22 protein-coding genes and 2 pseudogenes are annotated in these 26549 nt (G+C 66.3%); 16 read left to right on the forward strand and 8 right to left on the reverse strand.

The genetic code is table 11. The features are described from left to right. Nucleotides 1-85: 85 nt before the first annotated feature. On the reverse strand, nucleotides 86-1009 hold the full coding sequence (locus DIE12_RS19925) for a LysR family transcriptional regulator (protein WP_059534474.1): 924 nt from the start codon (nucleotides 1007-1009) through the stop codon (nucleotides 86-88). 50 nt (nucleotides 1010-1059) lie between these two features. Between DIE12_RS19925 and DIE12_RS38680 the strand changes: the two genes are divergently transcribed. The 5 genes from DIE12_RS38680 (at nucleotide 1060) to betA (ending at nucleotide 7160) form a co-directional block, all read left to right on the forward strand. Further along, complete coding sequence (locus tag DIE12_RS38680; protein ID WP_260427325.1) at nucleotides 1060-1188, forward strand: hypothetical protein; 129 nt, start codon at nucleotides 1060-1062, stop codon at nucleotides 1186-1188. Continuing rightward, nucleotides 1169-2146 (forward strand): agmatinase, encoded by a 978-nt coding sequence (gene speB / locus DIE12_RS19930; RefSeq protein ID WP_124488504.1) that lies wholly within the window; start codon nucleotides 1169-1171, stop codon nucleotides 2144-2146. Before DIE12_RS38680 ends, speB begins: the two co-directional genes overlap by 20 nt. Nucleotides 2147-2259: 113 nt before the next feature. Further along, nucleotides 2260-3768, forward strand: coding sequence for an aldehyde dehydrogenase (locus tag DIE12_RS19935; protein WP_124488505.1), 1509 nt, complete (start codon nucleotides 2260-2262; stop codon nucleotides 3766-3768). 160 nt (nucleotides 3769-3928) lie between these two features. Beyond that, a complete protein-coding gene (locus DIE12_RS19940) occupies nucleotides 3929-5434 on the forward strand; it encodes a cytosine permease (RefSeq protein WP_221622576.1) in 1506 nt (501 codons plus the stop codon). Between the two features lie 40 nt (nucleotides 5435-5474). Further along, a complete protein-coding gene (gene betA, locus DIE12_RS19945) occupies nucleotides 5475-7160 on the forward strand; it encodes a choline dehydrogenase (RefSeq protein ID WP_124488507.1) in 1686 nt (561 codons plus the stop codon). A gap of 35 nt (nucleotides 7161-7195) precedes the next feature. Here betA and DIE12_RS19950 read toward each other — a convergent pair whose 3' ends face one another. Beyond that, nucleotides 7196-7894 (reverse strand): TetR/AcrR family transcriptional regulator, encoded by a 699-nt coding sequence (locus DIE12_RS19950; RefSeq protein ID WP_124488508.1) that lies wholly within the window; start codon nucleotides 7892-7894, stop codon nucleotides 7196-7198. A 131-nt stretch (nucleotides 7895-8025) separates the two neighbouring features. Next, complete coding sequence (locus tag DIE12_RS38135) at nucleotides 8026-8265, reverse strand: hypothetical protein (protein WP_185641032.1); 240 nt, start codon at nucleotides 8263-8265, stop codon at nucleotides 8026-8028. Here DIE12_RS38135 and DIE12_RS19960 point away from each other — a divergent pair. The 5 genes from DIE12_RS19960 to hydA all read left to right on the forward strand — a co-directional run bounded on the left by DIE12_RS19960 (nucleotide 8258) and on the right by hydA (nucleotide 15507). Further along, nucleotides 8258-9538 carry a Zn-dependent hydrolase gene (locus DIE12_RS19960; RefSeq protein WP_044847208.1) on the forward strand — a complete coding sequence of 427 codons (1281 nt, stop codon included), beginning with the start codon at nucleotides 8258-8260 and terminating at the stop codon, nucleotides 9536-9538. The genes DIE12_RS38135 and DIE12_RS19960 overlap by 8 nt on opposite strands. A 129-nt stretch (nucleotides 9539-9667) precedes the next feature. After that, a complete protein-coding gene (locus DIE12_RS19965) occupies nucleotides 9668-11005 on the forward strand; it encodes an NAD(P)-dependent oxidoreductase (protein ID WP_124523614.1) in 1338 nt (445 codons plus the stop codon). 73 nt (nucleotides 11006-11078) lie between these two features. Further along, nucleotides 11079-12395 (forward strand): NAD-dependent dihydropyrimidine dehydrogenase subunit PreA, encoded by a 1317-nt coding sequence (preA, locus tag DIE12_RS19970; RefSeq protein ID WP_124488510.1) that lies wholly within the window; start codon nucleotides 11079-11081, stop codon nucleotides 12393-12395. Nucleotides 12396-12494: 99 nt separating this feature from the next. Beyond that, entirely contained in the window at nucleotides 12495-14003 is a 1509-nt protein-coding gene (locus DIE12_RS19975; protein ID WP_124523616.1) for an NCS1 family nucleobase:cation symporter-1, read from the forward strand. A gap of 46 nt (nucleotides 14004-14049) precedes the next feature. Continuing rightward, nucleotides 14050-15507 (forward strand): dihydropyrimidinase, encoded by a 1458-nt coding sequence (hydA, locus tag DIE12_RS19980; protein ID WP_124488511.1) that lies wholly within the window; start codon nucleotides 14050-14052, stop codon nucleotides 15505-15507. A 65-nt stretch (nucleotides 15508-15572) separates the two neighbouring features. On the opposite strand, the gene DIE12_RS19985 is transcribed toward hydA, so the two are convergent. The 4 genes from DIE12_RS19985 to msrB all read right to left on the reverse strand — a co-directional run bounded on the left by DIE12_RS19985 (nucleotide 15573) and on the right by msrB (nucleotide 20191). Then, entirely contained in the window at nucleotides 15573-16694 is a 1122-nt protein-coding gene (locus tag DIE12_RS19985) for an aromatic ring-hydroxylating dioxygenase subunit alpha (protein WP_124523618.1), read from the reverse strand. A gap of 221 nt (nucleotides 16695-16915) precedes the next feature. Beyond that, a complete protein-coding gene (gene msrA, locus DIE12_RS19990) occupies nucleotides 16916-17659 on the reverse strand; it encodes a peptide-methionine (S)-S-oxide reductase MsrA (RefSeq protein WP_124523620.1) in 744 nt (247 codons plus the stop codon). Between the two features lie 92 nt (nucleotides 17660-17751). Beyond that, complete coding sequence (locus tag DIE12_RS19995; protein ID WP_124523622.1) at nucleotides 17752-19623, reverse strand: cytochrome c biogenesis protein DipZ; 1872 nt, start codon at nucleotides 19621-19623, stop codon at nucleotides 17752-17754. A gap of 37 nt (nucleotides 19624-19660) precedes the next feature. After that, nucleotides 19661-20191: a peptide-methionine (R)-S-oxide reductase MsrB gene (msrB, locus tag DIE12_RS20000; RefSeq protein WP_124523624.1), complete on the reverse strand. Its 531-nt coding sequence runs from the start codon at nucleotides 20189-20191 to the stop codon at nucleotides 19661-19663. Nucleotides 20192-20491: 300 nt separating this feature from the next. Here msrB and DIE12_RS20005 point away from each other — a divergent pair, with 300 nt between their 5' ends. The 5 genes from DIE12_RS20005 to DIE12_RS20025 all read left to right on the forward strand — a co-directional run bounded on the left by DIE12_RS20005 (nucleotide 20492) and on the right by DIE12_RS20025 (nucleotide 24933). Then, complete coding sequence (locus DIE12_RS20005; RefSeq protein WP_059677999.1) at nucleotides 20492-21859, forward strand: site-specific integrase; 1368 nt, start codon at nucleotides 20492-20494, stop codon at nucleotides 21857-21859. A gap of 182 nt (nucleotides 21860-22041) precedes the next feature. Then, nucleotides 22042-22899, forward strand: coding sequence for a hypothetical protein (locus DIE12_RS20010; RefSeq protein WP_062885880.1), 858 nt, complete (start codon nucleotides 22042-22044; stop codon nucleotides 22897-22899). A gap of 128 nt (nucleotides 22900-23027) precedes the next feature. Beyond that, on the forward strand, nucleotides 23028-23387 hold the full coding sequence (locus DIE12_RS20015; RefSeq protein WP_124523626.1) for a helix-turn-helix domain-containing protein: 360 nt from the start codon (nucleotides 23028-23030) through the stop codon (nucleotides 23385-23387). Nucleotides 23388-24076: 689 nt separating this feature from the next. Beyond that, nucleotides 24077-24355: an HU family DNA-binding protein gene (locus DIE12_RS20020; protein ID WP_059448531.1), complete on the forward strand. Its 279-nt coding sequence runs from the start codon at nucleotides 24077-24079 to the stop codon at nucleotides 24353-24355. Beyond that, on the forward strand, nucleotides 24352-24933 hold the full coding sequence (locus DIE12_RS20025) for a DUF1016 N-terminal domain-containing protein (protein WP_260429030.1): 582 nt from the start codon (nucleotides 24352-24354) through the stop codon (nucleotides 24931-24933). Before DIE12_RS20020 ends, DIE12_RS20025 begins: the two co-directional genes overlap by 4 nt. Before the next feature lie 174 nt (nucleotides 24934-25107). Here DIE12_RS20025 and DIE12_RS20030 read toward each other — a convergent pair. Beyond that, nucleotides 25108-26243, reverse strand: a pseudogene (locus tag DIE12_RS20030) (IS3 family transposase). A gap of 86 nt (nucleotides 26244-26329) precedes the next feature. Between DIE12_RS20030 and DIE12_RS39070 the strand changes: the two are divergent. Continuing rightward, nucleotides 26330-26458 (forward strand): annotated as a pseudogene (locus tag DIE12_RS39070) (IS3 family transposase); the annotation flags it as partial. Nucleotides 26459-26549 lie beyond the last annotated feature (91 nt).

The following is a 26549-nucleotide window of genomic DNA, read 5'->3' on the forward strand; positions in this document are numbered from 1 at the left end:
GCGCGCGGCATGGCGGAGCAAGGCCGCGCGGCGATCGCGGCCGGTCGATACTTCGGTGGAGACCGAAATGAATATCCGATATCGACTATCTGTCCGCCGGCGGGGGGCGGTTGCCCGACTGGGCCATCAGGTCGTCGAGGAACGCGCGAAGCACGGTCGGCTGCGCGGCGCCGCGGCGCGTGATCGACGAGAACGGCCACGCGGACGTGAGCTGTTCCGCGGCGAGCTGGCGCATCTGGCCGGCGTCGACCCACTGTCTCGCGTAGTGCCGCGGCAGAAAGCCGATGTAAGCGCCCGTCAGGATCAGGATCGCCTGTGCCTCGACATTGTCGACGGTCGCGGCCGCGCTGCCGCTCTCGAGCAATTGCAGGTCGCGCTGCTGCAGGAACGCGCGCGCGACCACCTGGCTTTGCCGGACGCGCTCGATCAGCGCGTCGCCGGTGGCGTCGGTCGAGAACAGCGGATGGTAGCGGCTGCAGTAGAGGCCGTCGGGCTCCTCGTACAGCTGCGTGTAGGACAGGCCGGCGACGGTGAGCGGGAAGTGGCCGATCGCGAGGTGCAGCCGCCCGTCGAGCACGCGCTCCTCGAGCTCGGCCGGCGTGCCGATGTAGATGTCGAGCTGGACGTCGTGACCGCGCGAGACGAACCGGCGCAGCGCGAGCGGCAGGATGCTGTCGGTGTCGGTGACCGTGTTGTCGATGATGCCGAGATGAAGCCGGCCCGAGATGCGCTGCTTGAGCGCGTGTGTGTCCATGCAGAACGCTTCCACCGCGAGCGCGAGGCGCTGCGCGGATTCGTAGGTCGCGACGCCGTGTTCCGTCAGACGAAAGCCGCTGCGGCCGCGTTCGCACAATTTGACGCCGAGGCGCGTTTCGAGGCTGGTCATCTGCTCGCTGATGGTCGACTGGCTTACGTTCAGCGCGGCCTGCGCGGCGGAGAAACCGCCGCATTTCACGATGGTCATGAAAATCCTGAGCAGTTTCAGGTCGATGTCCTGCAGCTGTTTCACGTTCCGTTCTCCTCCGTCCGTCACATCGGAATATCCGATATGGACATCTGATGCCTGCTATTTTTCCGGAAAAAATTTTTGCCCATAGTGACCGCAAAGGCAAGCGCATGGACGGCCGTGCGCCGAAGACGAATCCGCATACAGATGGAGACGGAGACAATGCAGAACAACAGCTATGAAAAGGGCAGGCTCAACCTGCCGTTCGTCGGTCACTGCACCTTTGCGAAGGCGCCGGTGTGTCTCGACTGGGAGAACATCGACGCGGACGTCGCGATCCTGGGTGCGCCCAACGACATGGGCACCCAGTGGCGCTCGGGCGCGCGCTTCGGCCCGCGCGGCATTCGCGAGGCGTCGACGCTGTTTTCGTTCGGGCACGCGGGCGCCTACGATCACGAAGACGACGTGCTCTACCTGACCGAGGACCAGGTTCGCATGGTGGACGTCGGCGATGCGGACATCGTGCACACCGACATGGCCACGAGCAACGCGAACATCGAACTCGCCGTGCGCAAGATTCTCGCCGGCGGGGCGATGCCGGTAGTGCTCGGCGGCGATCATTCGGTGCATGCGCCGGTGATCAAGGCGTTCGAAGGCCGCGGGCCGATTCACATCGTGCATTTCGATGCGCACCTCGACTTCGTCGACGAACGCCACGGCGTGCGATACGGACACGGCAACCCGTTGCGCCGGGCCTCCGAGATGGACCATATCGCCGGCATGACGCAGCTCGGCATCCGCAACGTCTCGTCATCCAACCGCAGCGACTATGACGCGGCCCGCGCCGCGGGTTCCAACATCCTGTCCGTGCGCGATGTCCGGCGCCTCGGCACCGACGGCGTGCTCGAGCAGATTCCGCAGCGCGGCGCCTACTACATCACGATCGACATCGACGGCTTCGATCCGTCGATCGCGCCGGGAACCGGCACGCCGAGCCACGGCGGTTTCCAGTACTACGAAGTGCTCGAGATCATCCAGGCGCTCGCGAAGCGCAGCCACGGAAGCATCGTCGGCATGGACCTGGTGGAAGTGGCGCCGGCTTACGATCCGACCGGCACGACGTCGATCCTGGCCGCGCAACTGCTGATGAACAGCATCGGTTTCATTTTCCACGCGCGCAGCCTGGCCCGCGCCCGCTGAGACATTCATATCAGGAATCGGGCGCGACGTCTCGCGGGACGCCCGAAGTCACTACCGTACGGCCCGGGGGACCTCGCCGAGAGGCGCCGGGCAGGCTATCAAGGAAGATCAACATGGATGCCGTAGTCGCGCAATATCTCGATCGTCACGATGTTTCCCAGGCGACCCGCAACTTTCTCGCCAGGCCGATGAAGATGTTCATCGGCGGCGCGTGGGTGGACGGCAGCGACGGCCAGTTCAGCGCCGTCACCGAGCCGTCGACCGAGGGCGTCATCACGCAGATTCCGTTCGCGACGCCGGCCGATCTCGACCGTGCCGTCGCCGCCGCCCGCCACCAGTTCGATCACGGCGAATGGCGCCGCCTCAAGCCGCTGGAGCGCGAGCGGCTGCTGCACCGGCTGGCCGACCTGATCGAGGTGCACGCGGACGAACTCGCGGAGATCGAGTCGATCGACATGGGCAAGTCCGTCGCGCAGGCCCGCGCGATCGATATCCAGGGCACGGTCGATACGTTCCGCTATTTCGCCGGCTGGGCATCCAAGCTGCACGGCCGCACGGTCGAGCCGTCGCTGCCGGGCAACTATCTGGCTTATACGCGCAAGGAGCCGATCGGTGTCGTGGGCGCGATCGTGCCGTGGAACTATCCGCTGCAGACCATGGCCTGGAAGCTGGCGGCCGCGCTGGCGGTCGGCTGCACGACGGTCGTGAAGCCGGCCGAACTCACGTCGCTGTCGACGCTGCGCTTTGCCGAACTGGTGCAGGAAGCCGGCATTCCGGACGGGGTGGTCAACATCGTGACCGGTCGCGGCAGTGTGATCGGCGCCGCGATGGCGAGCCACCCGGGCATCGACAAGCTGACCTTCACGGGTTCGACGCCGGTCGGGCGCGACGTCGGGCAGAACGCGGTGCGGCACATCAAGCGCGTGACGCTCGAACTCGGCGGGAAATCCCCGGTCATCGTGCTGGACGACGCCGATATCGATGCCGCCGCGCAGGCCGTGGCCAACGGCGTGTTCTTCAACTCCGGCCAGGTGTGCGACGCGGGCACGCGGGCCTACATCCACCGCGACATCCATGACCGTTTCCTCGCGGCGCTCGCCGACTACACGGCGACGTTGAAGATCGCCCCCGGGCTGGATCGCGATTGCTTCATCAGCCCGCTCGTGTCGGCCAGGCAAAAGGACACGGTCCTGTCGTACATCGAATCCGGCATCCGGGAAGGCGCCGAATGCTACTACGGCGGCCGCGCCCATGCGGGCCCGGGGCACTTCGTCGAACCGACGATCTTCGCGCATTGCCGTCCCGACATGCGGATCGTCCGCGAGGAAATCTTCGGCCCGGTGCTCGTGACCGCGCCGTTCGACACGCTCGACGAGGCCGTGGCGCTCGCGAACGATTCGTCGTTCGGCCTCGCCGCCGCGATCTACTCGAACGACCTGGGCCGCGTGCACGGCCTGATTCCGCGGTTGCAGGCGGGCACGGTCTATGTGAATGCGCACAGCACCATCGATCCGGCGCTGCCGTTCGGCGGGTTCAAGACGTCCGGGTTCGGCAAGGACCTCGGGCCGGAACAGCTCGACTATCTGATGGAGACCAAGTCAGTCTGCATCACGCTTCCCTGACCGGTTGCACGTGATGTGCCGCCTTCGGCCGGCATGCACGGCAAAAGCCTGCAGCCGGCCGAAGGCGGCCTGATTCCGATGCGAAATCTTCTCGACCCGTTCGTCCGGACCGGTCCGGGGAATTCGCTCTGCTTAGCCCTTTGCGATCATGGGGTACGACATGCAGGCAGAAACAAACGTATTGAAGGCGCCGCGCGGCGACCACGGTGCCATCGAGGCGCACTCGATCGACTTCGTCCCGGAAAGCGAGCGTACCGACCGGCTGGCCAGCCAGGGGCCGTTCTGGTTCGTCGGGAACTTCACGTTCTTCACGATGACGATCGGCTTCGTCGGGCCGAGCGTCGGTCTCGATTCGTTCTGGACCACCGTCTCGGGCACGCTCGGCATCATGTTCGGCACGCTGTTCATGGCGTTCCACGGCTCGCAGGGACCGCATCTCGGCTTGCCGCAGATGATCCAGTCGCGCGCGCAGTTCGGTTATCGCGGCGTCGTGCTCGTGCTGCTGGCGACGTTGTTCGTCTTCGCGGGCTTCAACATCGTCAACCTGGTATTGATGATGCAGGGCCTCAGGACGCTGTTCCATTGGGATCCGCTGCAGGTCGCGCTGGTCGTGACGGTGCCGGCCACGATCCTCGCGATCCTCGGACACGACTGGATGCACCGGACGTTCAAATGGTCGTTGTATCTTTCGCTGCCGCTTTACGGCCTCGTGACGCTGGCGGTGCTGGCCGGCTGGATCCATGACGCGCCGGCGGCGGCCGGTGCGCCGGTCGCGAAGCTGGGCTTCAACTGGACCGGCTTCATCGCGCAGTTCGCGGCGGCGGCCAGCTACAACATCGCGTATGCGCCGTACGTGTCGGACTATTCGCGCTACCTGCCGAAGAACACGCCGAGCGGCAGGCTGATCGCCGCGGTGTTCGTCGGGGCATCGCTGTCCGGCGCGTGGATGATCGCGGTGGGCGGATGGCTCGGTGCGCACCTGCATGCGACCGATGTGCTCGTCGCGCTCCACGGCGTGGGTGCCGGAATCGCGCCGCAGCTGGGCACGGCGGTCGTGGCCATCACGATCGTCGCGTTCCTGCCGGTGATCGCGATGAACATCTACAGCGCGAAGCTGACGGCCATCACCAGCGTGGACTCGTTCCGGAAGGTGGAGCCGACCGCGAAGGCACGGATCGCGGCGATCGTCTTCGTCGTGCTGCTGCAGTTCGGCGTCGCGATGCGCATCTACGCGTCCGGTTCCGGCCTGTCGGTGCTCAACATCTATCTGGTGGTGATGCTGTATTTCCTGGTGCCGTGGACGGCAGTCAACCTGACCGACTATTTCTTCGTGCGCAAGGGGCGTTACGCGGTGCCGCATTTCTTTCGCCCGCGCGACAGCCTGTACGGGAACTGGGGCGGACGCGGCCTGCTTTCGTACCTGATCGGGTTCGTGTCGATGGTGCCGTTCTTCTGCATCTTCGACGGCGACCGCGAGGTCTATGTCGGCCCGCTCGCGAAGGCGATGGGCAGTGTCGACCTGGCCTGGCTCGTGGGGCTGATCGTCTCGGCGCTCGCGTACTACGTGCTGTGCCGGTCGCTCGACCTGCGGCGCGAGGAAGCGGAAATCGCGCACATCGAAGCGCACATGCCGGAGTTCACCACCGGCGAGAAAAAGCGCGGCTGACCCGGCACGCCAGGATCATTCATCGAGCAGGATAATCAAGATGACTAAATACTACGACTACATCATTGTGGGCGCCGGGTCGGCGGGATGCGTGCTGGCGAACCGCCTGACCGAGGATTCGAACGTCAGCGTGCTGGTTCTGGAGTACGGCGGAAGCGATCGCAGCGTGATCATCCAGATGCCGAGCGCGTTCTCGATGCCGATGAACACGAAGCGGTTCAACTGGCACTACGAGACGGCGCCGGAACGGAACCTGGACGGACGCCGCCTGCATTGCCCGCGCGGCAAGGTGCTCGGCGGCTCGTCGTCGATCAACGGCCTGGTCTACATTCGCGGGCATGCGTGCGATTTCGACGAATGGGAATCGCTCGGCGCGCGCGACTGGGGATACCGCAACTGCCTGCCGTATTTCCGCAAGGCCGAGAGCTACAAGTTCGGCGGCGACGAATATCGCGGCGCGGACGGCCCGCTGAGCACCAACAACGGCAACAACATGCAGAACCCGCTGTACGGCGCATGGGTGGAAGCGGGGGCCGAGGCCGGCTACATCAAGACCGACGATTGCAACGGCTACATGCAGGAAGGGTTCGGCGCGATGCACATGACGGTCAAGAACGGCGTTCGGTGGTCGACCGCGAACGCGTACCTGCGCCCGGCGATGCGGCGACCCAACCTGACCGTTCTCACCCATGCGATGACGCGCCGGATCGTGATGGAAGGCAAGCGCGCGGTCGGCGTGGTCTACGAGCAGGGCGGCGTCCAGCACACGGTACGCTGCACGCGCGAAGTGCTGGTGTCGTCGGGGCCGATCGGCTCGCCGCATCTGCTGCAGCGCTCGGGGATCGGGCCGGCCGACGTGTTGAACAAGGCAGGGATCGAGGTCGTGCACGACCTGCCGGGCGTCGGCGAGAATCTTCAGGATCACTCGGAAATCTACATTCAATACGAGTGCAAGGAGCCGGTGTCGCTCAACGGCAAGATGGGGCTGCTCGGCAAGGCGATGATCGGCCTGCGCTGGCTGCTGTTCAAGGACGGGTTGGGTGCCAGCAACCATTTCGAGGCAGGCGGGTTCATCCGTTCCGAAGCAGGGCTGCGCTGGCCCGACATCCAGTTCCACTTCCTGCCGGCGGCGATGCGTTACGACGGCGACAAGCCGTACAAGGGGCACGGCTTCATGGTGCTCACGGGGCCGAACAAGCCCAAGAGCCGCGGGCACGTTCGGGTTCGCTCCGCCGATCCGTACGAGCATCCGGAGATCCGGTTCAACTATCTCGACCGCGAGGAAGATCGCGAGGGGTTCCGTCGCTGCGTGCGCCTCACGCGCGAGATCGTCGGGCAGCCGGCCATGGATCGCTTCCGCGGCGTGGAGCTGGCACCCGGCCCGGACGTGACGACGGACGACGAGATCGATGCGTTCGTGCGTGCCAACATGGAAAGCACGATGCATCCGTGCGGCTCGTGCCGGATGGGCGAGGACGCGATGGCCGTGGTGGATTCGGAATTGCGCGTGCGCGGCGTTCAGGGCCTGCGCGTCATCGATTCGTCGGTGTTTCCGACCGAGCCGAACGGGAACCTGAACGCGCCGACCATCATGCTGGCTGAGCGGGCGGCCGATCTGGTGCGCGGGCGGAAGACGCTCGCGCCGTCCGATGCGTCGGTCGGCTTCGTCGAGAACTGGGAAGCGCAGCAGCGCACGGGCGTTCCCAAGCGCAAGGTGGCCGCTTAAGCGCGGCGCACGGCGGCGCGCGTTCGGCGGTCACGTCACCGATCGCGCGCCGCCTCCGGCGACACCGCGCCGCACGCGCGGATCACGAGCTGCACGACCTCTTCGGTCGTCTCGGCGAAAGCCTTCTGCGTGAGCGCGCGCTTGCCGCTCAGCGCGCGGATCTGCGCATCGAAATCCGCATAGTGCTGGGTGGTCGCCCAGATCAGGTACATCAATGCGTGCGGATCGATCGGCGCGAGCAGGCCGCGCGCGATCCAGCCTTCGATCACCTTCACGCGCGTGTCGAACCACGGCTTCACGCGCTCCGACAGGATGTCCTGCATGTGCGCGGCGCCGTGGATGATCTCGTTCGCCCAGACCTTCGAGCCGAGCGGGCGCCGTCGCGACAGATCCATCTTCGCGCGCACGTAGCTGGCGATCGCTTCGACCGGATCGTCGCCGGTCTCGAACGATCCGGCCGCGCGGTGCCAGTCTTCGAACAGGTCGTCGAGCACACGGCGGTACAGCGCAAGCTTCGTCGGGAAGTAGTAATGCAGGTTCGCCTTCGGCAGGCCCGCGCGCTCCGCGATCATCGCGGTGCTCGCGCCGTCGAGCCCGCGCTCCGCGAACACGGCTTCCGCGCAGGCCAGCAGATGCGCTTCGTTGGACTCGCGGATGTGTGCCTTGCGTCGCCGCAAAGGCGTGCCCGTTTCGTCGTCGCCGATGGTGTCGGCGGCCGCCTGGTCATGTCTCATCGTTGCCCTCGCGCGGCATGCATGCCGCGTTGGGCTTCATTCTAGCCGCTGGTTCGCATCGAACGCACGCGCTGGCCCACATCGGCACGCGCGGTGCTGCGATGCGGTGGCACGTTTCTCGCTCGATCGATTTACGCAAGAAAGACATTGCGCTGCGCATTTTGATCGTCTAAAACCTGTCCAATCGGACAGGATTCGACGAGCGGCGGAACGTAGTGCCAACCCTGACGCCGTTTGATCGGACGAATCGCGCGAACGATGCGCATCTGCACCTCGCAGGTGCGGGTTTGCCCCGACGGCTGCAATGCGCGCACCGGCATCGGCCGGGATGACGGCATGACCGACCCCACAGGAGCGATACGAATGGACACGGTATCGGAAACAGTGAAGCGGGCAGGATTCGACACGTCGATCAAGGTCGACGGCAGGCGGTTGTGGGACAGCCTGATGGAGGTCGCGAAGATCGGCGCCACGCCGAAAGGCGGCGTCTGCCGCCTCGCGCTGACCGATCTCGACAAGGCCGGCCGCGACCTGATCGTCGGCTGGGCGAAAGCCGCCGGCTGCGCGGTGACGGTCGATACGATGGGCAACGTGTTCATGCGCCGCGCGGGCCGCGTGGCCGACGCGGCGCCGGTCGTCACCGGGTCGCACGCGGACTCGCAGCCGACGGGCGGCCGCTTCGACGGCATCTACGGCGTGCTCGGCGGTCTCGAAGTGATTCGCACTCTGAACGATCGCGGCATCGAGACCGAACACCCGGTCGAGGTCGTGATCTGGACCAACGAGGAAGGCTCGCGCTTCGCGCCGGCGATGGTGGCGTCGGGCGTGTTCGCCGGCGTGTTTACGCTCGAGTACGGGCTGTCGCGCAAGGACGTCGACGGCAAGACGATCGGCGAGGAACTCGCGCGCATCGGCTACGCGGGCGACGTGCCGTGCGGCGGCCGCAAGCTGCACGCGGCGTTCGAGCTGCATATCGAGCAGGGGCCGATTCTCGAGGCCGAGTGCAAGACGATCGGCGTCGTGACGGACGCGCAGGGGCAGCGCTGGTACGAGATCACGTTCACCGGCCAGGAAGCGCACGCGGGGCCGACGCCGATGCCACGCCGCCGCGACGCGCTGCTCGGGGCGTCGCGCGTGGTGGACCTCGTCAACCGGATCGGCCTCGATCACGCGCCGTTCGGCTGCGCGACGGTCGGGATGATGCAGGTTCACCCGAACTCGCGCAACGTGATCCCGGGCCGCGTGTTCTTCACCGTCGATTTCCGTCATCCGGACGACGCCGTGCTCGCGAAGATGGACGCCGCGCTGCGCGACGGCGTCGCGCGCATCGCGGGCGAGATCGGGCTCGAAACCGAGCTCGAGCAGATTTTCTACTACGAGCCCGTCGCGTTCGATCCGGCCTGCGTGGCGGCCGTGCGCGACGCGGCCGAGCGCTTCGGCTACTCGCATCGCGACATCGTGTCGGGTGCGGGGCACGACGCGTGCTACCTGGCGCAGGTGGCGCCGACGTCGATGGTGTTCGTACCCTGCGTCGACGGCATCAGCCACAACGAGATCGAGGACGCGACGCCTGCGTGGATCGAGGCCGGCGCGAACGTGCTGCTGCACGCGATGCTGTCGCGTGCCTGCGAGCCGGCTTCATGACGGACGGGATATAGCGCGGCCGGCAGGCTGCGCACTGCGTGACATTGGCATTCCAAAGCATGACCGCCCCGACTGTGCATTCGCAGCCGGCGGGGACGGCTTTGTCTCCACCCAGTCGAAGGAACGCGTATGACCACCCAGCCAACCGGCGATATCGCCGCGCATCGCCTGTCGTCCACGCAACTCTCGTGCGAATTCGCCGATATCGCGCCGCTGCTCGATCCGACTGCCGCCGCGGCCGCCGCGAGCCGCTGCCACTACTGCTACGACGCGCCGTGCGTGCAGGCCTGCCCGACGCAGATCGACATCCCGGGCTTCATCCGCAAGATCGGCAACGGCAACCTGAAGGGCGCCGCGACCGACATCCTGTCCGCGAATCCGCTCGGCGGGATGTGCGCACGCGTGTGCCCGACCGAGATCCTGTGCGAAGGCGCGTGCGTGCGCAATCACCAGGATGCGCAGCCGGTCGCGATCGGCGCGCTGCAGCGGCATGCGACCGACTGGGCGATGGCGAGCGGCGCGGTGCGCTTCACGCGTGCGCCCGATACGGGGCGGCACGTCGCGGTGGTCGGCGCGGGGCCGGCCGGGCTCGCGTGCGCGCACCGGCTCGCGCTCGCCGGGCATCGCGTCACGCTGTTCGATGCGCGACCGAAGGCGGGCGGCCTGAACGAATACGGGATCGCCGCGTACAAGACCGTCGACGATTTCGCGCAGCGCGAAGTCGAGTGGTTGCTGTCGGTCGGCGGCATCGCGCTGGAGACGGGCGTCGCGCTCGGCCGCGACGTGACGCTCGACGCGCTGCGCGAGCGGCACGACGCGGTGTTTCTCGCGATGGGCCTCGGCGGCGTGCGCACGCTCGCGATCGACGGCGAGCAATTGACCGGCGTGATGAACGCGGTCGACTTCATCGAGCAGGTGCGCCAGGCCGACGCGCTGGAGAACGTGCCGGTCGGGCGGCGCGTGGTCGTGATCGGCGGCGGCAATACGGCGATCGACGCGTCCGTGCAGAGCCGCAAGCTCGGCGCGCAGCGCGTGACGATGGTGTACCGGCGCGGCGCGGACGCGATGAGCGCGACCTGGGCCGAACGCGAATTCGCGCAGAAGTGCGGCGTCACGCTCGTCACGCACGCAAAACCGGTGCGCATCGCGGGCGCGAACGGGCACGTGACGGGCGTCGAATTCGAGGCCGCGTCGGGTGAGCGCTTCACCGTCGACGCGGACATGGTGCTGAAGGCGATCGGCCAGACGCTGGTGCCGGACGGTGTCGCGGCCACGCTGCTGACCGAGGACGGGTCGCGCATCGCGGTCGACGCGGACGGGCGCACGGCCTTGCCCGACGTGTGGGCCGGCGGCGATTGCGCGGCGACGGGCGGCATCGACCTGACGGTGCAGGCCGTGCAGGACGGCAAGCGCGCGGCGGCCGCGATCGACGCGGCGCTCGCGCAGCGCGACGCCCGGGCCGCGTGAGCGCGCGATACGCACCTGCACCGCGGACCCCGCGCGCACCACGATAAACGCTCTCACCGACACGGAGCCGAACATGGCCGATCTTCGCTGCACCATCGCAGGCATCACTTCGCCGAATCCGTTCTGGCTGGCCTCCGCGCCGCCGACCGACAAGGCATACAACGTCAACCGCGCATTCGAGGCGGGCTGGGGCGGCGTCGTGTGGAAGACGCTCGGGCTCGATCCGCACGTCGTCAACGTCAGCTCGCGCTACGGCGCGGTGCAGTGGAACGGCCAGCGGATCGCCGGGCTGAACAACATCGAGCTGATCACCGACCGGCCGCTCGACGTGAACCTGAAGGAGATCGCGCAGGTGAAGCGCGACTGGCCCGACCGCGCGCTGATCGTGTCGCTGATGGTGCCGTGCAACGAGCGCGACTGGAAATGGATCCTGCCGCTCGTCGAGGATACGGGCGCCGATGCGGTCGAGCTGAACTTCGGCTGCCCGCACGGGATGAGCGAGCGCGGGATGGGTGCGGCGGTCGGCCAGGTGCCGGAATACGTCGAGATGGTCACGCGCTGGGTCAAGGAAGGCACGAAGCTGCCGTGTCTCGTGAAGCTCACGCCGAACATCAGCGACATCCGGATGGGCTCGCGCGCCGCGTACAAGGGCGGCGCGGACGGCGTGTCGCTGATCAACACGATCAACTCGATCGTCGCGGTGGACCTCGACCAGATGGCGCCGATGCCGACCGTCGACGGCAAGGGCACGCATGGCGGCTATTGCGGCCCGGCGGTCAAGCCGATCGCGCTGAACATGGTCGCCGAGATCGCGCGCGACCCGGAGACGCCCAACCTGCCGATCTCCGGCATCGGCGGGATTTCGTCGTGGCGCGACGCGGCCGAGTTCATGGTGCTCGGCGCCGGCAGCGTGCAGGTGTGCACCGCCGCGATGCATTACGGATTCCGGATCGTGTCGGATCTCGTCGACGGGCTGTCGAACTGGATGGACGAGAAGGGCTACGCGACGCTCGACGACATACGCGGCCGCGCGGTACCGAACGTCACCGACTGGAAATACCTGAACCTGAAGTACGACATCAAGGCGCGCATCGACCAGGACCGCTGCATCCAGTGCGGGCTGTGCCATATCGCATGCGAGGACACGTCGCACCAGGCGATCACCGCATTGAAGGACGGCGTGCGGCATTTCGAAGTGGTGGACGCGGCGTGCGTCGGGTGCAATCTTTGCATGCATGTGTGTCCGGTCGAGCAATGCATCACGATGGAGCGGGTCGATGCGGGCGACTACGCGAACTGGACCACGCATCCGAACAACCCGGCGCGGGCTGATGCGGGTGCGAGCCCGGCGGAACCCGCGAAACACGAGAAGCACGCGAAGGCGGCCTGACCGACGTCCGGCGGCGCGGTATCGCCCGCGCTGCCGCTTGTGTCCTGTTCTGCCGGCATCGCACGATGCCGGCGTCGACGTTTACGTGGAGCGCATTCGATGAAACCAGCAGCGATTCCCGCCGAACCCGACAGCGCCGCGGCGCCGGCCGGCAGCCTGTACAACGACGACCTCGCGCCGACGACGGCGGCGCAGCGCACGTGGCGCTGGTATCACTTCGCGGCGCTGTGGGTCGGGATGGTGATGAACATCGCGTCGTACATGCTCGCGGCCGGGCTGATCCAGGAAGGCATGTCGCCGTGGCAGGCGGTGCTGACGGTGCTGCTCGGCAACCTGATCGTGCTCGTGCCGATGCTGTTGATCGGTCATGCGGGTGCGAAGCACGGGATTCCGTACGCGGTGCTCGTGCGGGCGTCGTTCGGCACGCAGGGCGCGAAGCTGCCCGCGCTGTTGCGCGCGATCGTCGCGTGCGGCTGGTACGGCATCCAGACGTGGCTCGGCGGCAGCGCGATCTACACGCTGCTGAACATCCTAACCGGCAACGCGCTGCACGGCGCCGCGCTGCCGCTCGTCGGCATCTCGCTCGGGCAGCTCGCGTGCTTCATCGTGTTCTGGGCGCTGCAGCTGTACTTCATCCTGCACGGCACCGATTCGATCCGCTGGCTCGAAAGCTGGTCCGCGCCGATCAAGGTCGTGATGTGCGTCGCGCTCGTGTGGTGGGCGACGTCGCAGGCGGGCGGCGTCGGCTCGATGCTGTCGGCGCCGTCGCAGTTCGTCGCGGGCGGCAAGAAGGCCGGGCTGTTCTGGGCGACGTTCTGGCCGGGCCTGACCGCGATGGTCGGCTTCTGGGCGACGCTCGCGTTGAACATTCCCGACTTCACGCGCTTCGCGCATTCGCAGCGCGACCAGATGATCGGGCAGTCGATCGGGTTGCCGCTGCCGATGGCGCTGCTGTCGGTGGTGTCGGTCGTCGTGACGTCGGCCACCGTCGTGATCTACGGCAACGCGATCTGGGATCCGATCGACCTGACGAGCCGGATGACCGGCATCGGCGTGGGCATCGCGCTCGTGATCCTCACGCTCGACACGATGTGCTGCAACCTCGCGGCGAACCTCGTCGGCCCCGCATACGATTTCTCGAGCCTGTGGCCGAAGGCGATCTCGTATCGCGCCGGCGGGATGATCACCGCGACGATCGCGATCGTGATGATGCCGTGGAAGATCCTCGCAACGACGGACGGCTATATCTTCACCTGGCTCGTCGGCTATTCGGCGCTGCTCGGGCCGGTCGCGGGCATCCTGATGGTCGACTACTTCCTGATTCGCGGCACGCGGCTCGACACGCGCGCGCTGTTCGACGAGCGCGGCGACTTCAGCTATGCGCGCGGCTGGAACCCGGCCGCACTGGCGGCGCTCGCCGTCGGCGTGCTGCCGAACCTGCCCGGCTTCCTGCACACCGCGTTCCCGGCGTCGTTTCCGAACGTGCCGGCGTTCTTCAACACGCTTTACACGTATGCGTGGTTCGTCGGCCTCGTGCTGGCGTCCGGCGTGTACGGCACCTGGATGAAGTGGCGTGCGGCGCAGCGCGCGCAGATCGCGAACGCGTGATGCGCGAACGCATGCGGCACCCGACAGTCAACGAGGAGGCAACGACATGGCAATCCTGATTCGCGGCGGCACCGTGGTCGATGCGGACCGCACCTATCGCGCGGACGTACTGTGTGCCGACCCGCAGGACGGCGGCACGATCCTGCAGATCGCCGAGACGATCGACGCGCCGGCCGGCGCGACGGTGGTCGATGCGCACGACCAGTACGTGATGCCGGGCGGCATCGATCCGCATACGCACATGGAACTGCCGTTCATGGGCACGACGGCCAGCGACGATTTCTATTCGGGTACGGCCGCGGGGCTCTCGGGCGGCACGACGAGCATCATCGACTTCGTGATCCCGAGCCCGAAGCAGCCGCTGATGGACGCGTTTCACGAATGGCGCGGCTGGGCCGAGAAGGCGGCCGCCGACTACGGCTTCCACGTGGCCGTCACGTGGTGGGACGAATCGGTGCACCGCGACATGGGCACGCTCGTACGCGAGCACGGCGTGTCGAGCTTCAAGCACTTCATGGCGTACAAGAACGCGATCATGGCCGACGACGAGGTGCTCGTGAACAGCTTCTCGCGTTCGCTCGAACTCGGCGCGCTGCCGACCGTGCACGCGGAGAACGGCGAGCTCGTGTTCCAGTTGCAGAAGGCGCTGCTCGCGCGCGGGATGACGGGGCCGGAGGCGCATCCGCTGTCGCGCCCGCCGGAGGTCGAAGGCGAGGCCGCGAACCGTGCGATCCGCATCGCGCAGGTGCTCGGCGTGCCGGTGTATATCGTGCACGTGTCGTCGAAGGACGCGGTCGATGCGATCACGCGCGCGCGCAGCGAGGGGCTGCGCGTGTTCGGCGAAGTGCTGCCGGGCCATCTGGTGATCGACGAGGCCGTGTATCGCGACCCGGACTGGACGCGTGCGGCCGCGCACGTGATGAGCCCGCCGTTCCGCTCGGCCGCGCATCGCGAGGCGCTGTGGCGCGGGCTGCAGGCCGGCCAGCTGCAGACGACGGCGACCGATCACTGCGTGTTCTGCGCGTCGCAGAAGGCGATGGGCCGCGAGGACTTCACGAAGATCCCGAACGGCTGCGGCGGCGTCGAGGACCGCATGTCGGTGCTGTGGCATCACGGCGTGAATCAAGGCCGCATCACGCCGAACGAGTTCGTGCGGATCACGTCGACGAACGCCGCGCAGATCTTCAACCTGTATCCGCGCAAGGGGGCGGTGCAGGTCGGCGCCGATGCCGACCTGGTCGTATGGGACCCGGCCGCGACGAAGACGATCTCGGTGAAGACCCATCACCAGCAGGTCGACTTCAACGTGTTCGAAGGAATGACGGTGCAGGGCGTCGCGACCCACACGCTCACGCGCGGCGCGCTCGCGTGGGCCGACGGCGAGCTGCGTGCGGTGCGCGGTGCGGGCCGTTACCTGAAGCGGCCGCCCGCGGCCGGCTACTACGAGGCCGCGCGCATCGCGAACCGGCTGCGCGAGCCGCATCCGGTCGAGCGCGCCGGCTGAACGCGCACGAAACCGGCTCGAGGCCGGTTCGCAACGGGTTCGAAACGGGCACGCGCGCTGCGCAATCAGCGCGCGTCGCCCGTGTTTGCCTCGTGGATCGGAATCACGGTGCGCGCGCCGCACTGGCGCAGCAGGTCGCGCAGTTCGTTGATGACCGGAAACACCTCGTGGTTCCAGTCGGCGCCTTGCCGGTCGTGCGCTTCCTGCTCGCGCTCGACGATCCAGCGATCCTCGCGGAAGATCCGCTCGGTGAACCAGACGAGCAGCGGCCACGCGAGATCGAGCGCGAACGGAATGCCCGGCTTGTGGATCGACAGCAGTCCGAACGTGCGGTTGGTGCGCTGTTGCGCGTCGAGCGGCACGTAGACGATCCACAGGTCCATCACGAGCGTGCCTTCGCTCGAGCGGATCTGCAGCGTCTGGTACGGGTAGCCCGTGCGCACCGTCATCACGCTCTTGTCGGCCTGGTCGGTCGGTTTCTTGCTGGCGCCGAACACGAGCGCCTCGCCGACCGGCTGCTTGCCTTCCATGCGTGCGAACGTGTAGTCGACCTCGACCCAGTCGTCGCCGCGCCGGCGGCCGACGCTGCGTGCGCGCATCTGTCCCATCTGCTTGCGATGCAGGAACTGATGGTTCATGTCCATCAGGTTCTCGTGCATGAACGAGTAGTGGCACTTGACCTCGCGACCGAAGCGGCGCGTCTTGTACGCGGGATCGTCCGCCGATTCCAGCGCGGGGAACGGGCGTTCGTCCGCGAGCGTCGCGTCGCCGGGGAACACGAAGATCAGCCCGTGCGCCTCGCGGCACGGATACGCGCGCACGCCGTTGGGCAGGCGCTCGCGGCCGAGGTACGGCACGTCGACACAGCGGCCGCTGTCGCACGCGTAGGTCCAGCCGTGGTAGCAGCAGCGCAGCGTTTCGCCGCTCACGACGCCCGCATGCAGCGGCACCTGGCGGTGCGCGCAACGATCTTCGAGCGCGTAGACGGCGCCGGATTCGGTGCGCACGAGCACGATCGGATCGCCGGCGAAGCGCACGCCGAGCGTCTTGCCGCGCTTGAGTTCGCGCGACCACGCGAGCGGATACCAGTGATCGGGATGGATGGGCACGCGGCGCAGGTCGCGCACGACCGAGCCACTGGACGGTTCTTCGAGAGCACTGCTGTCAGACAAAGGCACTGCGCGCATGCGTGACGCCTCCTGGCTGGCTGGAGAGTTCCGAGCGCCGCGCGGTGCGCGGCGGGGGACTGATCTGGAGAAGTCTACGCGAAGTTTGCCCGCGAAGCTGACCCGATGCGGGTTTGCCCGGCCCGGACAGCATGCGTTTCGTTGACGCAGCGCAAACGCGGCCGGCGGCGCGGGCCGGCCGGGTCAGCGCGCACACCGGCCGCCGCGGCGCCGGCGGTCCCTCACAGGCCGGCGTCGCGCCACAGCACCGCGTCGGCGCGGTACAGCGCCGGAAAGCGCTGCTTCAGCCCGGCGACCTTCGGCAGGTCGTTGAACGCGATGTACGGCGCGTCGGGATGCAGCTCGAGGTAGTTCTGGTGATACGCCTCCGCCGGATAGAAGCCCTTGTACGGCTCGACGCGCGTGACGACGGGCGCCGGGAACGTGTGCGCGGTGCCCAGCTGCGCGATGTAGGCGGTCGCGACCGCGCGCTGCTGCGCGGTGGTCGGGAAGATCGCGGAGCGGTATTGCGGCCCTTCGTCGGGCCCCTGACGGTTGAGTTCGGTCGGGTCGTGCGCGACCGAGAAGAACACCTGCAGCAACCGGCCGTAGGTGACCTGCGTCGGGTCGTAGACGATGCGCACCGATTCCGCATGGCCCGTCAGCCCGCTGCCGACCAGCGCGTAGTGCGCGGTTTCGGAGGCGCCGCCCGCGTAGCCGGCCGTGACCTGCTTCACGCCCTTCACGTGCTCGAACACGCCCTGCACGCCCCAGAAGCAGCCGCCGGCGAGCACGGCCGTTTCCTCGTGGGAGGCGCCCGGGGTTTCGTCGAGCGTCGGCGCGGGCACGGAGCGCATCGGTTCCGCGGAACTGACGACGCGCTGGTAGCCAAACACGGCGGCGGCCGCGATGGCGATCGCGCCGATGCGGCGCAGCATGGCCGCCCGCCGCCGCGGTGCGGAATCGCGAGTGGATGTCGGAATCATGAGTTGCTCCTTCGAAATGCGGGACGGAATAAGGTGGACGCGAGGTGGACGGCAGGCGGCGCGCGTGACGGCGTCCGCCACTGCGTGCGCGTTCAGCCGAACGTAAACGCATAGGCATCGACGCCGGCATCGAGAAACTCGATCGAGAACGTGCGGTCGGCGATCGCGCCCGGTTGCCGGACGAGCTGGTACAGGCGCTGGCCGGTGACGGTGCCGTAGCCCTGCGCGTCGACGTCCGTGCCGTGTGCCGCGCCGGGCGCCGCGCCGTCGAGCGTCACGCGAAAGCGCACCGGCCTGCCGTTCGCGCCCGGGCCGAGCACGAGGTGCAGGTCGCGCGCATGGAAGCGGTAGACGATCCGGCCGACCGGCGCGGCGAGCGTCGCGCGCTCGGCGCCGACTTGCCATGTGCCGGCGAGGCCCCAGTCGTTCAGGTCGGGATGCGCGGGCGCGTCGTAACGGTGTGCCGCGTCGCGCACGACACCGCCCGGCGACGTGAAGTCGTCCGCGCGCGCATAGCCGACGTAGGTTTCGGGCGAGCGGACGTCCGCGCTGTCGGCCGCCGCGAGCGCGCCCTTCGCGGGTGCGCCGGCGAGCCCGAGCGGCACGTTCAGCGCTTCCGGGTGGCCGGCTTCGGCGAGCAGCGACTGGATCGCGCGTTCCGACTGCGCGTATTCGCCTTCGCCGAAGTGGTGGTGGCGGATCCGCCCTTGCGCGTCGACGAAGTAGTGCGCGGGCCAGTATTCGTTGCCGAACGCGCGCCAGATCGCATAACCGTTGTCGATCGCGACCGGGTAGTCGATGCCCAGGTCGTGCACGGCCTTCTTCACGTTGCCGATGTCGCGCTCGAACGCGAACTCCGGTGCGTGCACGCCGATCACGACGAGGCCGTACGGCGCGTACTTGCGCGCCCAGGCGGTCGTGTACGGCAGCGTGCGCAGGCAGTTGATGCACGAATACGTCCAGAAATCGACGAGCACGACCTTGCCGCGCAGGCCGGCCGCGCTCAGCGGCGGCGAATTCAGCCACTGCGCGGCGCCGTCGAGCGACGGCAGCGTGCCTTCGACGGGCAGCGCGGCCGGTGCCTGCGGCGCCGGGGTCGTGCCGGCGGTGCGCATCATCGCGGCGCCGGCCGCCGGTGCATCACCGGACGTCGCGGCCATCATTGCGCTGTCGGGCGCGGCACCGTTGCCGCCGGCGGTATCGCTGGTCGCGGACGTCGCCGCCGGCGCGCCATGCGAGCGGCCGCCGAGCCGGTCGACGAGCTTCGTCTCGAGGCCGCCCGTCGTGACGGTCGACAACTGCGCGAGCGCCCCCGTGTCGAGGCCGAGCGCGATCGCGCCGACGCCGGCCAGCAGCGCCGCGCCGATCCCGCGCTTGATCCATTCGCCGGCGCCGAGCGAGCGCTTCATCGCGGCGAACACCTTGCCGCCGATCACGAGCGCGACGCCGAGCGACGTCGCCGCGCCGGCCGCATACGCAACCAGCAGCAACGTCGTGCCGACGCTCGCGCCGCGCAGCGCGGCGCCGGTCAGCACGAGCCCGAGGATCGGACCCGCGCACGGGGCCCACAGCAGGCCGGTCGCGACGCCGAGCAGCAGCGAAGACGCGGGGCCGGCCGGGCGGCCGTCGCGCTGCGCGAACCCGGTGAGGCGGTTGCCGGCCGCGACGAGCGGGCGCGTCAGGTGCTCGGCGAAGCGCGGCAGCAGCAGCGTCAGGCCGAACACCGCGAGCAGCACGATGGCGAGCCAGCGGCCGGCCTGGTTGGCCTGCGCGACCCAGCCGCCGCCGACGGCGGCGAGCGTCGCGACGACGGCGAACGTGAGCGCCATGCCGATCAGCAGCGGCAGGCCGGAACGCACGAACGGCTGGTCGGCGCGCGCGAACACGAACGGCAGCACGGGCAGGATGCACGGGCTCAGGATCGTGAGCACGCCGCCGAGATAGGCAAGGACGATGAGCAGCATGGAGCGGTCTCCGGTCGTTCAGGAAGGCGGCGGCCCGTCAGGCGGCGGCCGGGTGGAAGGCGAGCGCGAGCCCGTTCATGCAGTAGCGCAGGCCGGTGGGCGGCGGGCCGTCGTCGAACACGTGGCCGAGATGGCCGCCGCAGCGGCGGCAGTGCACTTCGGTGCGCGACATCCCGTACGACGGATCGAGCGCGGTCGCGACCGCGTGGTCGAGCGGCTTCCAGAAGCTCGGCCAGCCGGTGTGGCTGTCGAACTTGGTGTCCGACGAGAACAGCGCGAGGTCGCAGCCGGCGCACGCGAACGTGCCGTGGCGGTGCTCGCCGTTCAGCGGGCTGCTGTACGGCGGCTCGGTGCCGGCGTCGCGCAGCACCGTGTATTGGGCGGGCGTGAGGCGGCGGTGCCATTCGGCGTCGCTGCGGGTGATCTCGAACGGGGCGGCCGTCGGTCCGGCGGCGGGCGGCGCGGCGAACGCGCGGCCGACCAGCGCACGGCGGCCCGTCGACGACAGCGCCGCGAGTGCCGCAAGGCCGGTCGCGCCGGCGAACAGCAGATGTCTGCGGGTGGGCATGATGGGCTCCTGGAAGCAGGTCCTGAAAACATGCGCACAGAGTAGGTGGCGGGCGGTGTCGAAGTCCTCACGGAAAGTTAAATGAATTGTGATTATTTTCCGGGTGATCCGGCCAAGTCCGACGAAATCCGTCTGAGCCGCGTCGGATAAGGGTTTGCGGGGAATCGGTGGTCCGCCCAATTCCGCGGAAATCCCGCACGAGCCGCAACTTTTTAGTGTCTTTTTAGTGTTCGTGGCGTGGGGTAGGCTCTGCTGAGGATGCGCGGGCCGATCGGATCACGATATCGATGGAGGGCGATCATGGGGGCATTGACGGTCAGGCAAATCGAAGCTGCGAAGGCGACCGGAAAGCGGTATTTCCTGTCGGATGGGCGTGGACTGTTCCTGCGCGTGGGGCCGGCCGGCGGGAAATCTTGGTTTGTTCGCGTCAGTATCAATGGCAAGCAATGCGATAAGCCGCTCGGCAAGACGTGGGCGCGCTCGACGACCGATGCGCAGTTATCGCTAGAGGATGCGCGCGCAGCGGCTGCGACGATTCGTTCACACGCGCGCGACGGCGTGGACTACCTCGAAGCGAAGAAGCGTGAACGCCAGGCCAAGGTTGAACAAGCGGTGACGGCGGACCTCACATTCGGCGACTTATTCGATGCGTGGTTCGCGACGGTCAACAAGAAGCGCGGCAAGAAAGGCCGAAAGGATGGCGGTAAGTCGCTTCGAGCTGCGATGGAAAAGCATGTGCTGCCGACTCTTCGTGCTCACCGGATCGCAGGCGTGTTTGCGTCGAACGTTCTGCCGCTGCTTACCGCGATTTCCGATGTGGGATACAACCGCCAAGCGGTCGAGATGCTGATAACCATCCAACAAATGATTCGATGGGGCGAGCGTAATCAGCCGTGGAAGCGCTTGTTGATCGATTGCGATGTGCTTGCGCTTGCAAAAGAGGATGTTGTTTCAGGCGATTACGATCCGGTGCGTGGCAACGAACGCGATCGGACGCTTACGGACGACGAAATCTGCATGCTCGGTGAACTGATTCCGGCCGCTCGGCTTCCATGCTCCATTGCGTCAGCGGTATGGGTGATGCTCGCTTGCGGAACGCGCGTCGGCGAAACAGTCCTGACGCGATGGACCGATCTTGACTTCAAGGCACGGACGTGGACCATCCCAAAGGAACACACGAAGTCGAACACGGCGATCACAATTCACCTTTCCGATTTCGTCCTCGCGCAGTTTGCGGCGCAGCAGGTCGTGCGCGCCGGCGTGCCGGAGGGCGACGCACGGCGCGATTATGTGTTCCCGTCGGAAAAGGGTAAGCTGCCGCACGTCAGCATCCATACGACCTGCGGGGCTATCCGTAATCGGCAACGCCCAAAGGATGCGCCGACCGAGGGTCGCACGAGGGCAACCGATGCGCTCACTGTCCCGGGGGGGCAATGGAAATGTCACGACTTGCGTCGGACGTGCGCAACGATGATGCAATCGCTGGGCATTCCGGAAAGCATCGTGCATCGATGTCTGAACCACGCACGAAACGATCCGCTTGATCGGATCTATCTGCAGTTCGATTATGACGCGCAGATGCGCGACGCTTGGCGGCGATGGGGTGACCGCCTGTCGGTACTAGTTGGCACGGGTACGGAAAACGTACGTTTTCTGTTCTCGCCCTAATCGGAGAGGGCATCTCCGCAGAGGGAAGGAGGAAGATGTAACCCTGATAATACGACTTATCACGGTTATAAGTCCGTCGTCGGCACTCCGACGTCCGCGGTTGCTGGGGGGCGGCGACTCCGCAGGCTACAATCGACGGCATTCAGCCTTGATCGAACCGTAATAAGAATCGGGAGCAACCCGTGACCGTCCTCGCCATCGATAATCAAACGCTCGCAGATACAATCGAGCGTGCACAAGCGTTCTTGGCCACGCAGCCGCAAAAAAGGGCAGCCGACAATTGGTGTCGCTACTTGCGCGACGATCGCGATAGCCGCACCTTTTTCGACGCGACGCCCATGACGCAGTCGACGGTATTCGGAGTGAAGGTGGCCGAGGCGGTCGCGAGAGCGTATTTGGCGTGCGTCGAGGGGCAAGAGGCTGAACTGGCTCCGACTGTTGCCCAGGTCAGAAAGCTGCAGGCTTCGGCTTCTGCCTTTGAGGCGGACCTTGATTCGGCCGGGTCATGGGTCATCGGCGATCGGACGGATCCGGCTTTTCGCGAACCACTTAGCCGTATTTGTGCCGCACCTTCTCGCGTGCCGCCGCGATCGGCGGGCCGGTTGCCGCTGGGAGATCGACGGGCATTTGTTCTCCACCTTGCCCGTTCGTTGTACGTGCTTAGCTCAAGTTTCCCGACGAAATTTCTGATGGTGGCTACGGTTCTTGCTTGGGAGGAGACGAGCGATCGCACGATTCGCTCGATTCTCACACCCGCTGTGAGGTCGACGATTGCCGCTCAGGCCGCTTCCGAAAGAGTGGCGGGTATCGCCAGCGAAAATGCGACTCACCATCTGATCAGCCGGGTCAGCGTGAATCCAGTATCGACTCCGTTGATTGGGGGCGACAGTAGGTCAGATGGCGAGAAAATCGCAGAGGCGTTGCGGTTGCTCCGGTCGCTCACCGATCCGACTGCCGCAACCGTCACGGTGGCGACATTGATGGAGCTCGCAGACGAGTTTGGCATCGCGCCCGTACAGCTTGAACAGCCGGCCGGATGAATTACCTAGGCTTTTGACATCAATTTCTTCCGGACGCTTTCCCCCTCCCGAGCGGAGAGATTGACGTAGCAGGGTTTGCGGGATGCTAGGCGAACATTGTGTCCATGCTCACAACTAGAAGGAAAAGCATGGCACGAGTTGATGCAACTACGATGGCGACGGCACTGAGGGTGATTTTGGCTCGACAACCTGGCAATAGTGCGAGCCGGCAGCGCGAACGCTTGCTTCAGGCTTTCTCTGCTTTCGGTCGTGTTACTACCGTGGAGGCAATGCGCTTCCTCGACATCCTCGATCCTCGTGCACGTGTGTGCGAGCTGCGTAAACGCGGGTATCAAATCGCAACCGTAACGGTCGCCCGTGCGAGTGAAAGTGGCGTGACGCACGCGGTCGGTGACTACGTGCTGCTCTCCACCGCACCGCGTGCGGCGGCGCTTCGCAATGATGGTGAATGGGTGCAGATGGATCTTCCCATGATCTATCCCGGATAGTTTATTGGGGCCCGACACCTTGTCCGTTGGCGAGTGACTCAAACGAGATTGCACTTGCACTGCCAGCGCGGGCGAACCGTACCGTGGCGCGGGTAGCGCGCCTACTTAAAGCATGTCGCTGGCGGGCATCGGCAGTTTCTACATAGAAACTTTAGGAATCGAGGGAGGTTGTGCGTGGTTGTCCGAGTGAAACTGTCGGGCTACTGAAGCGAGCAATTCCGAGGGCCGGCGGGGAAGGGGAACATAGTAAGGGCTATGTTACCCTTCATTTCGGGACATCGAGCGAACGCCCAGGCTCGTCGTGCTCACACGACTGAAGTTGCGTCGAGGCCCGGGTGCCGGTGGCGGGCAGAGGGGAGGCAGGAGACGCGGCACGAACCGACGCCGTAGTCTGCGCAGGTCGGCCGGGCAGATTCGGCTGGAGCAACAGTCAGGTTGTGCGACACCGGAAGCCGGACCACGTAGTCAGCGCGAGTGATGACACCCGCACCGGCCCGCTGGTTGTGTGAGCGCGGGCCGGGCGGAAAACGTTCGCGATTGCTCTGGGCGAGCGTGGCTGCGACAGGTGTAAGCCGGAGTTCATTGGTGGGCTGCCCGCCGCAGGCAGTGGTGGGGCGGAGGCCAGCGATTTGCGTGTGTGCAGCGGGATGAGGTAGGGTGCAGCTTTGACTTTGTTGCCGAGGCTGTTCATGAACAAGCAGGAACTCATTGACGCGGTCGCAGCGGGCGCGGGCGTCAGCAAAACCGACGCGAGCAAAACCGTCCAGGCGGTCCTGGACGCGATCACGGACGCGGTGAGTCGCGGGGAATCGGTACAGCTGATCGGTTTCGGCGCGTTTTCGCAGGGGCAGCGCACTGCCCGCACGGGACGTAATCCGACGACGGGCGCGGAGATTGCCATCCCGGCCGCGAATACTGTGAAGTTCACCGCCGGCAAGGCGTTCAAGGACGTGGTGAATGCACTGTGACGCAGCGTGATGTCGGGCAGGCCGCTTATGCGGGACTGCACCGTGAAATTGCTGATGTAGTTGCGTCGGCGCGCGAAGCGACGGCTCGCACGGTGAACGCCCTGATGACGGCGACCTATTGGGAGATCGGGCGACGAATCGTTGAGTTCGAGCAGGGCGGGGAGGGACGGGCCGCTTATGGCGAGGCGGTGATCTGCCGTTTGGGCGTCGATCTGTCAGAGCGATTCGGTCGCGGCTTCGGATGGCGCAATCTCGCACAGATGCGCGCTTTTTACTTGATGTGGCCTGCGGATCGGATTCTGCAGACACTGTCTGCACAATCCACGCCCGCCCGGATTGTCCCGACAGCGTCTGCAAAATCAACCAAGGCGGCGGTGAAGGCGTCGCCGGGCGTGGCGTTTGAGCTGAATGCTATCGCTCAGGCTTTTCCGTTGCCCTGGTCCATCGCTATCTTGAAGCGCTGGAGCAGGTGCAGCATGTTGGCATGCCTTCCTTTAACTTGCCGATCGAATCGGACTGATGCTGAACGTTTTCTGCCTGTCGCGGCGAATACGCCGGCGGTTGATGTGCACGGATAAATCTGCGAGCTGGCGCAGCCAATGCGTGATCCGTGTGTGGGCCTCGTAGTCGACAGTTTCTACGTAGAAACTCAAGGAAGCGAGTCACGGCGTGTGTAGTTGTATCGTCAAAGAGAGGTGGCCTCACTCGTTCGGACAGTTTTCTGAGATTTTTAAGTGGAACGTCCGAGGCAATCATGCTGCCGATTTGATCGCAGGCAGCGTCGCGAAGTATGCCTCATCCGGCGTCCGATCCGCCAGGCTCGAATGGGGCCGTTTCCGGTTGTACAAGTTGATGTACTCGCCGATGGAGCGCCGGGCATGGCTGACCGACTCGTACGCTTTCAGGTAGACCTCTTCGTACTTGATGCTTCGCCACACCCGTTCGACGAACACGTTGTCGCGCCAGCTTCCCTTGCCGTCCATCGACAGCCGGATGCCTCGGACCAATACGGCTTCCGTGAACGCGTTCGCCGTGAATTGGCTGCCCTGATCGGTGTTCACAATGTCGGGCTGCCCGTAGCGCGCGAACGCTTCCTCGAGCGCCTCGACGGCGTGCACTGCTTCCAGCGTGATCGCCACCCGGTGCGAGAGCACCTTGCGACTTGACCAATCCACTACTGCCGTCGGGTACACGAAGCCTCGCGCCATCGGAATGTATGTCGTGTCCAGTGCCCACGCCTGATTGGCCCGGGCGATTTTCATGCCGCGCAGCAGGTACGGCCAGATCTTGTGCTGCGCATTGCGTCGGCTCGTGTTCGGCTTGCATTACAGCGCGTCCACGCCCATGCGTTTCATCAGCGTGCGCACGCGGCGGCGGCCGACCTCATAGCCTTCCCGGCGCAACAGACGCGCCAGCATCCGCGCTCCGGCAAACGGAAACTCCATGTGCAGTTCGTCGATCCGCCGCATCAGCAACTGGTCCGCCTCGCTCACTGGCTGCGCCCGGTAATACGCGCTCGATCTCGCGATGCCAACCAGTCGCGTCTGTCGCGAAACCGGCAGCGCATGCGTACGGTCAATCATCGCTTTGCGCTCAGCAGTCCGGCTTTGCCGAGCGCTCCTGACAAAAAATCGTTCTCCAGCGTCAACTGTCCGATTTTCGCGTGCAGCGTTTTCACGTCCACCGGCGGCTCGCTCGACGGTGGAGCGGCCGCGCCGAACACATCCGCCGCACGCTCCTGCAGTTGCCGCTTCCACTCCGTGATCTGGTTCGGGTGCACATCGAACTGCTGCGCCAGTTCGGCCAGCGTGCGCTCGCCCTTGACCGCCGCCAGGGCCACTTTCGCTTTGAACGCCGCTGAGTGCGTCCGTCGGGTTCTCTTCGTCATCTTTCCGGTTCCTTTGCCTGCATTATCGCTGACTCAGGCCCCGGGCATTCCACTTACCCGTCTGTCCGAATTTGCGCGACCACCTCTATAACGAGGTTCGTCCCCACTCCGCATTGCAGTGGATGACACCCGCAGAATTCGCCCGTCAGGCAAGGGAATCCGCCTCGCCTGACAACTCAACCAAGCCGGAAATCTCCACTTCCGACCGGGACTAATTCTGGTTCAGGGTCACTCTCGAACGGACTCTACACCGTCACCGTACTAAACGCGGGGAGCAGGTCAAAGCTTGTCAGGCTGTCCCAGCGT

This window comes from Burkholderia sp. Bp9015, assembly GCF_003853505.1.
In the GTDB taxonomy this organism is placed as follows: domain Bacteria; phylum Pseudomonadota; class Gammaproteobacteria; order Burkholderiales; family Burkholderiaceae; genus Burkholderia.

Coding starts and splice junctions, on each gene's coding strand:
- DIE12_RS38680 (WP_260427325.1), top strand. CDS start 1,060: ATGCCTGCTATTTTTCCGGAAAAAATTTTTGCCCATAGTGACCGCAAA.
- speB (WP_124488504.1), top strand. CDS start 1,169: ATGCAGAACAACAGCTATGAAAAGGGCAGGCTCAACCTGCCGTTCGTC.
- DIE12_RS19935 (WP_124488505.1), top strand. CDS start 2,260: ATGGATGCCGTAGTCGCGCAATATCTCGATCGTCACGATGTTTCCCAG.
- DIE12_RS19940 (WP_221622576.1), top strand. CDS start 3,929: ATGCAGGCAGAAACAAACGTATTGAAGGCGCCGCGCGGCGACCACGGT.
- betA (WP_124488507.1), top strand. CDS start 5,475: ATGACTAAATACTACGACTACATCATTGTGGGCGCCGGGTCGGCGGGA.
- DIE12_RS19950 (WP_124488508.1), bottom strand. CDS start 7,894: ATGAGACATGACCAGGCGGCCGCCGACACCATCGGCGACGACGAAACG.
- DIE12_RS19960 (WP_044847208.1), top strand. CDS start 8,258: ATGGACACGGTATCGGAAACAGTGAAGCGGGCAGGATTCGACACGTCG.
- DIE12_RS19965 (WP_124523614.1), top strand. CDS start 9,668: ATGACCACCCAGCCAACCGGCGATATCGCCGCGCATCGCCTGTCGTCC.
- preA (WP_124488510.1), top strand. CDS start 11,079: ATGGCCGATCTTCGCTGCACCATCGCAGGCATCACTTCGCCGAATCCG.
- DIE12_RS19975 (WP_124523616.1), top strand. CDS start 12,495: ATGAAACCAGCAGCGATTCCCGCCGAACCCGACAGCGCCGCGGCGCCG.
- hydA (WP_124488511.1), top strand. CDS start 14,050: ATGGCAATCCTGATTCGCGGCGGCACCGTGGTCGATGCGGACCGCACC.
- DIE12_RS19985 (WP_124523618.1), bottom strand. CDS start 16,694: ATGCGCGCAGTGCCTTTGTCTGACAGCAGTGCTCTCGAAGAACCGTCC.
- msrA (WP_124523620.1), bottom strand. CDS start 17,659: ATGATTCCGACATCCACTCGCGATTCCGCACCGCGGCGGCGGGCGGCC.
- DIE12_RS19995 (WP_124523622.1), bottom strand. CDS start 19,623: ATGCTGCTCATCGTCCTTGCCTATCTCGGCGGCGTGCTCACGATCCTG.
- msrB (WP_124523624.1), bottom strand. CDS start 20,191: ATGCCCACCCGCAGACATCTGCTGTTCGCCGGCGCGACCGGCCTTGCG.
- DIE12_RS20005 (WP_059677999.1), top strand. CDS start 20,492: ATGGGGGCATTGACGGTCAGGCAAATCGAAGCTGCGAAGGCGACCGGA.
- DIE12_RS20015 (WP_124523626.1), top strand. CDS start 23,028: ATGGCACGAGTTGATGCAACTACGATGGCGACGGCACTGAGGGTGATT.
- DIE12_RS20020 (WP_059448531.1), top strand. CDS start 24,077: ATGAACAAGCAGGAACTCATTGACGCGGTCGCAGCGGGCGCGGGCGTC.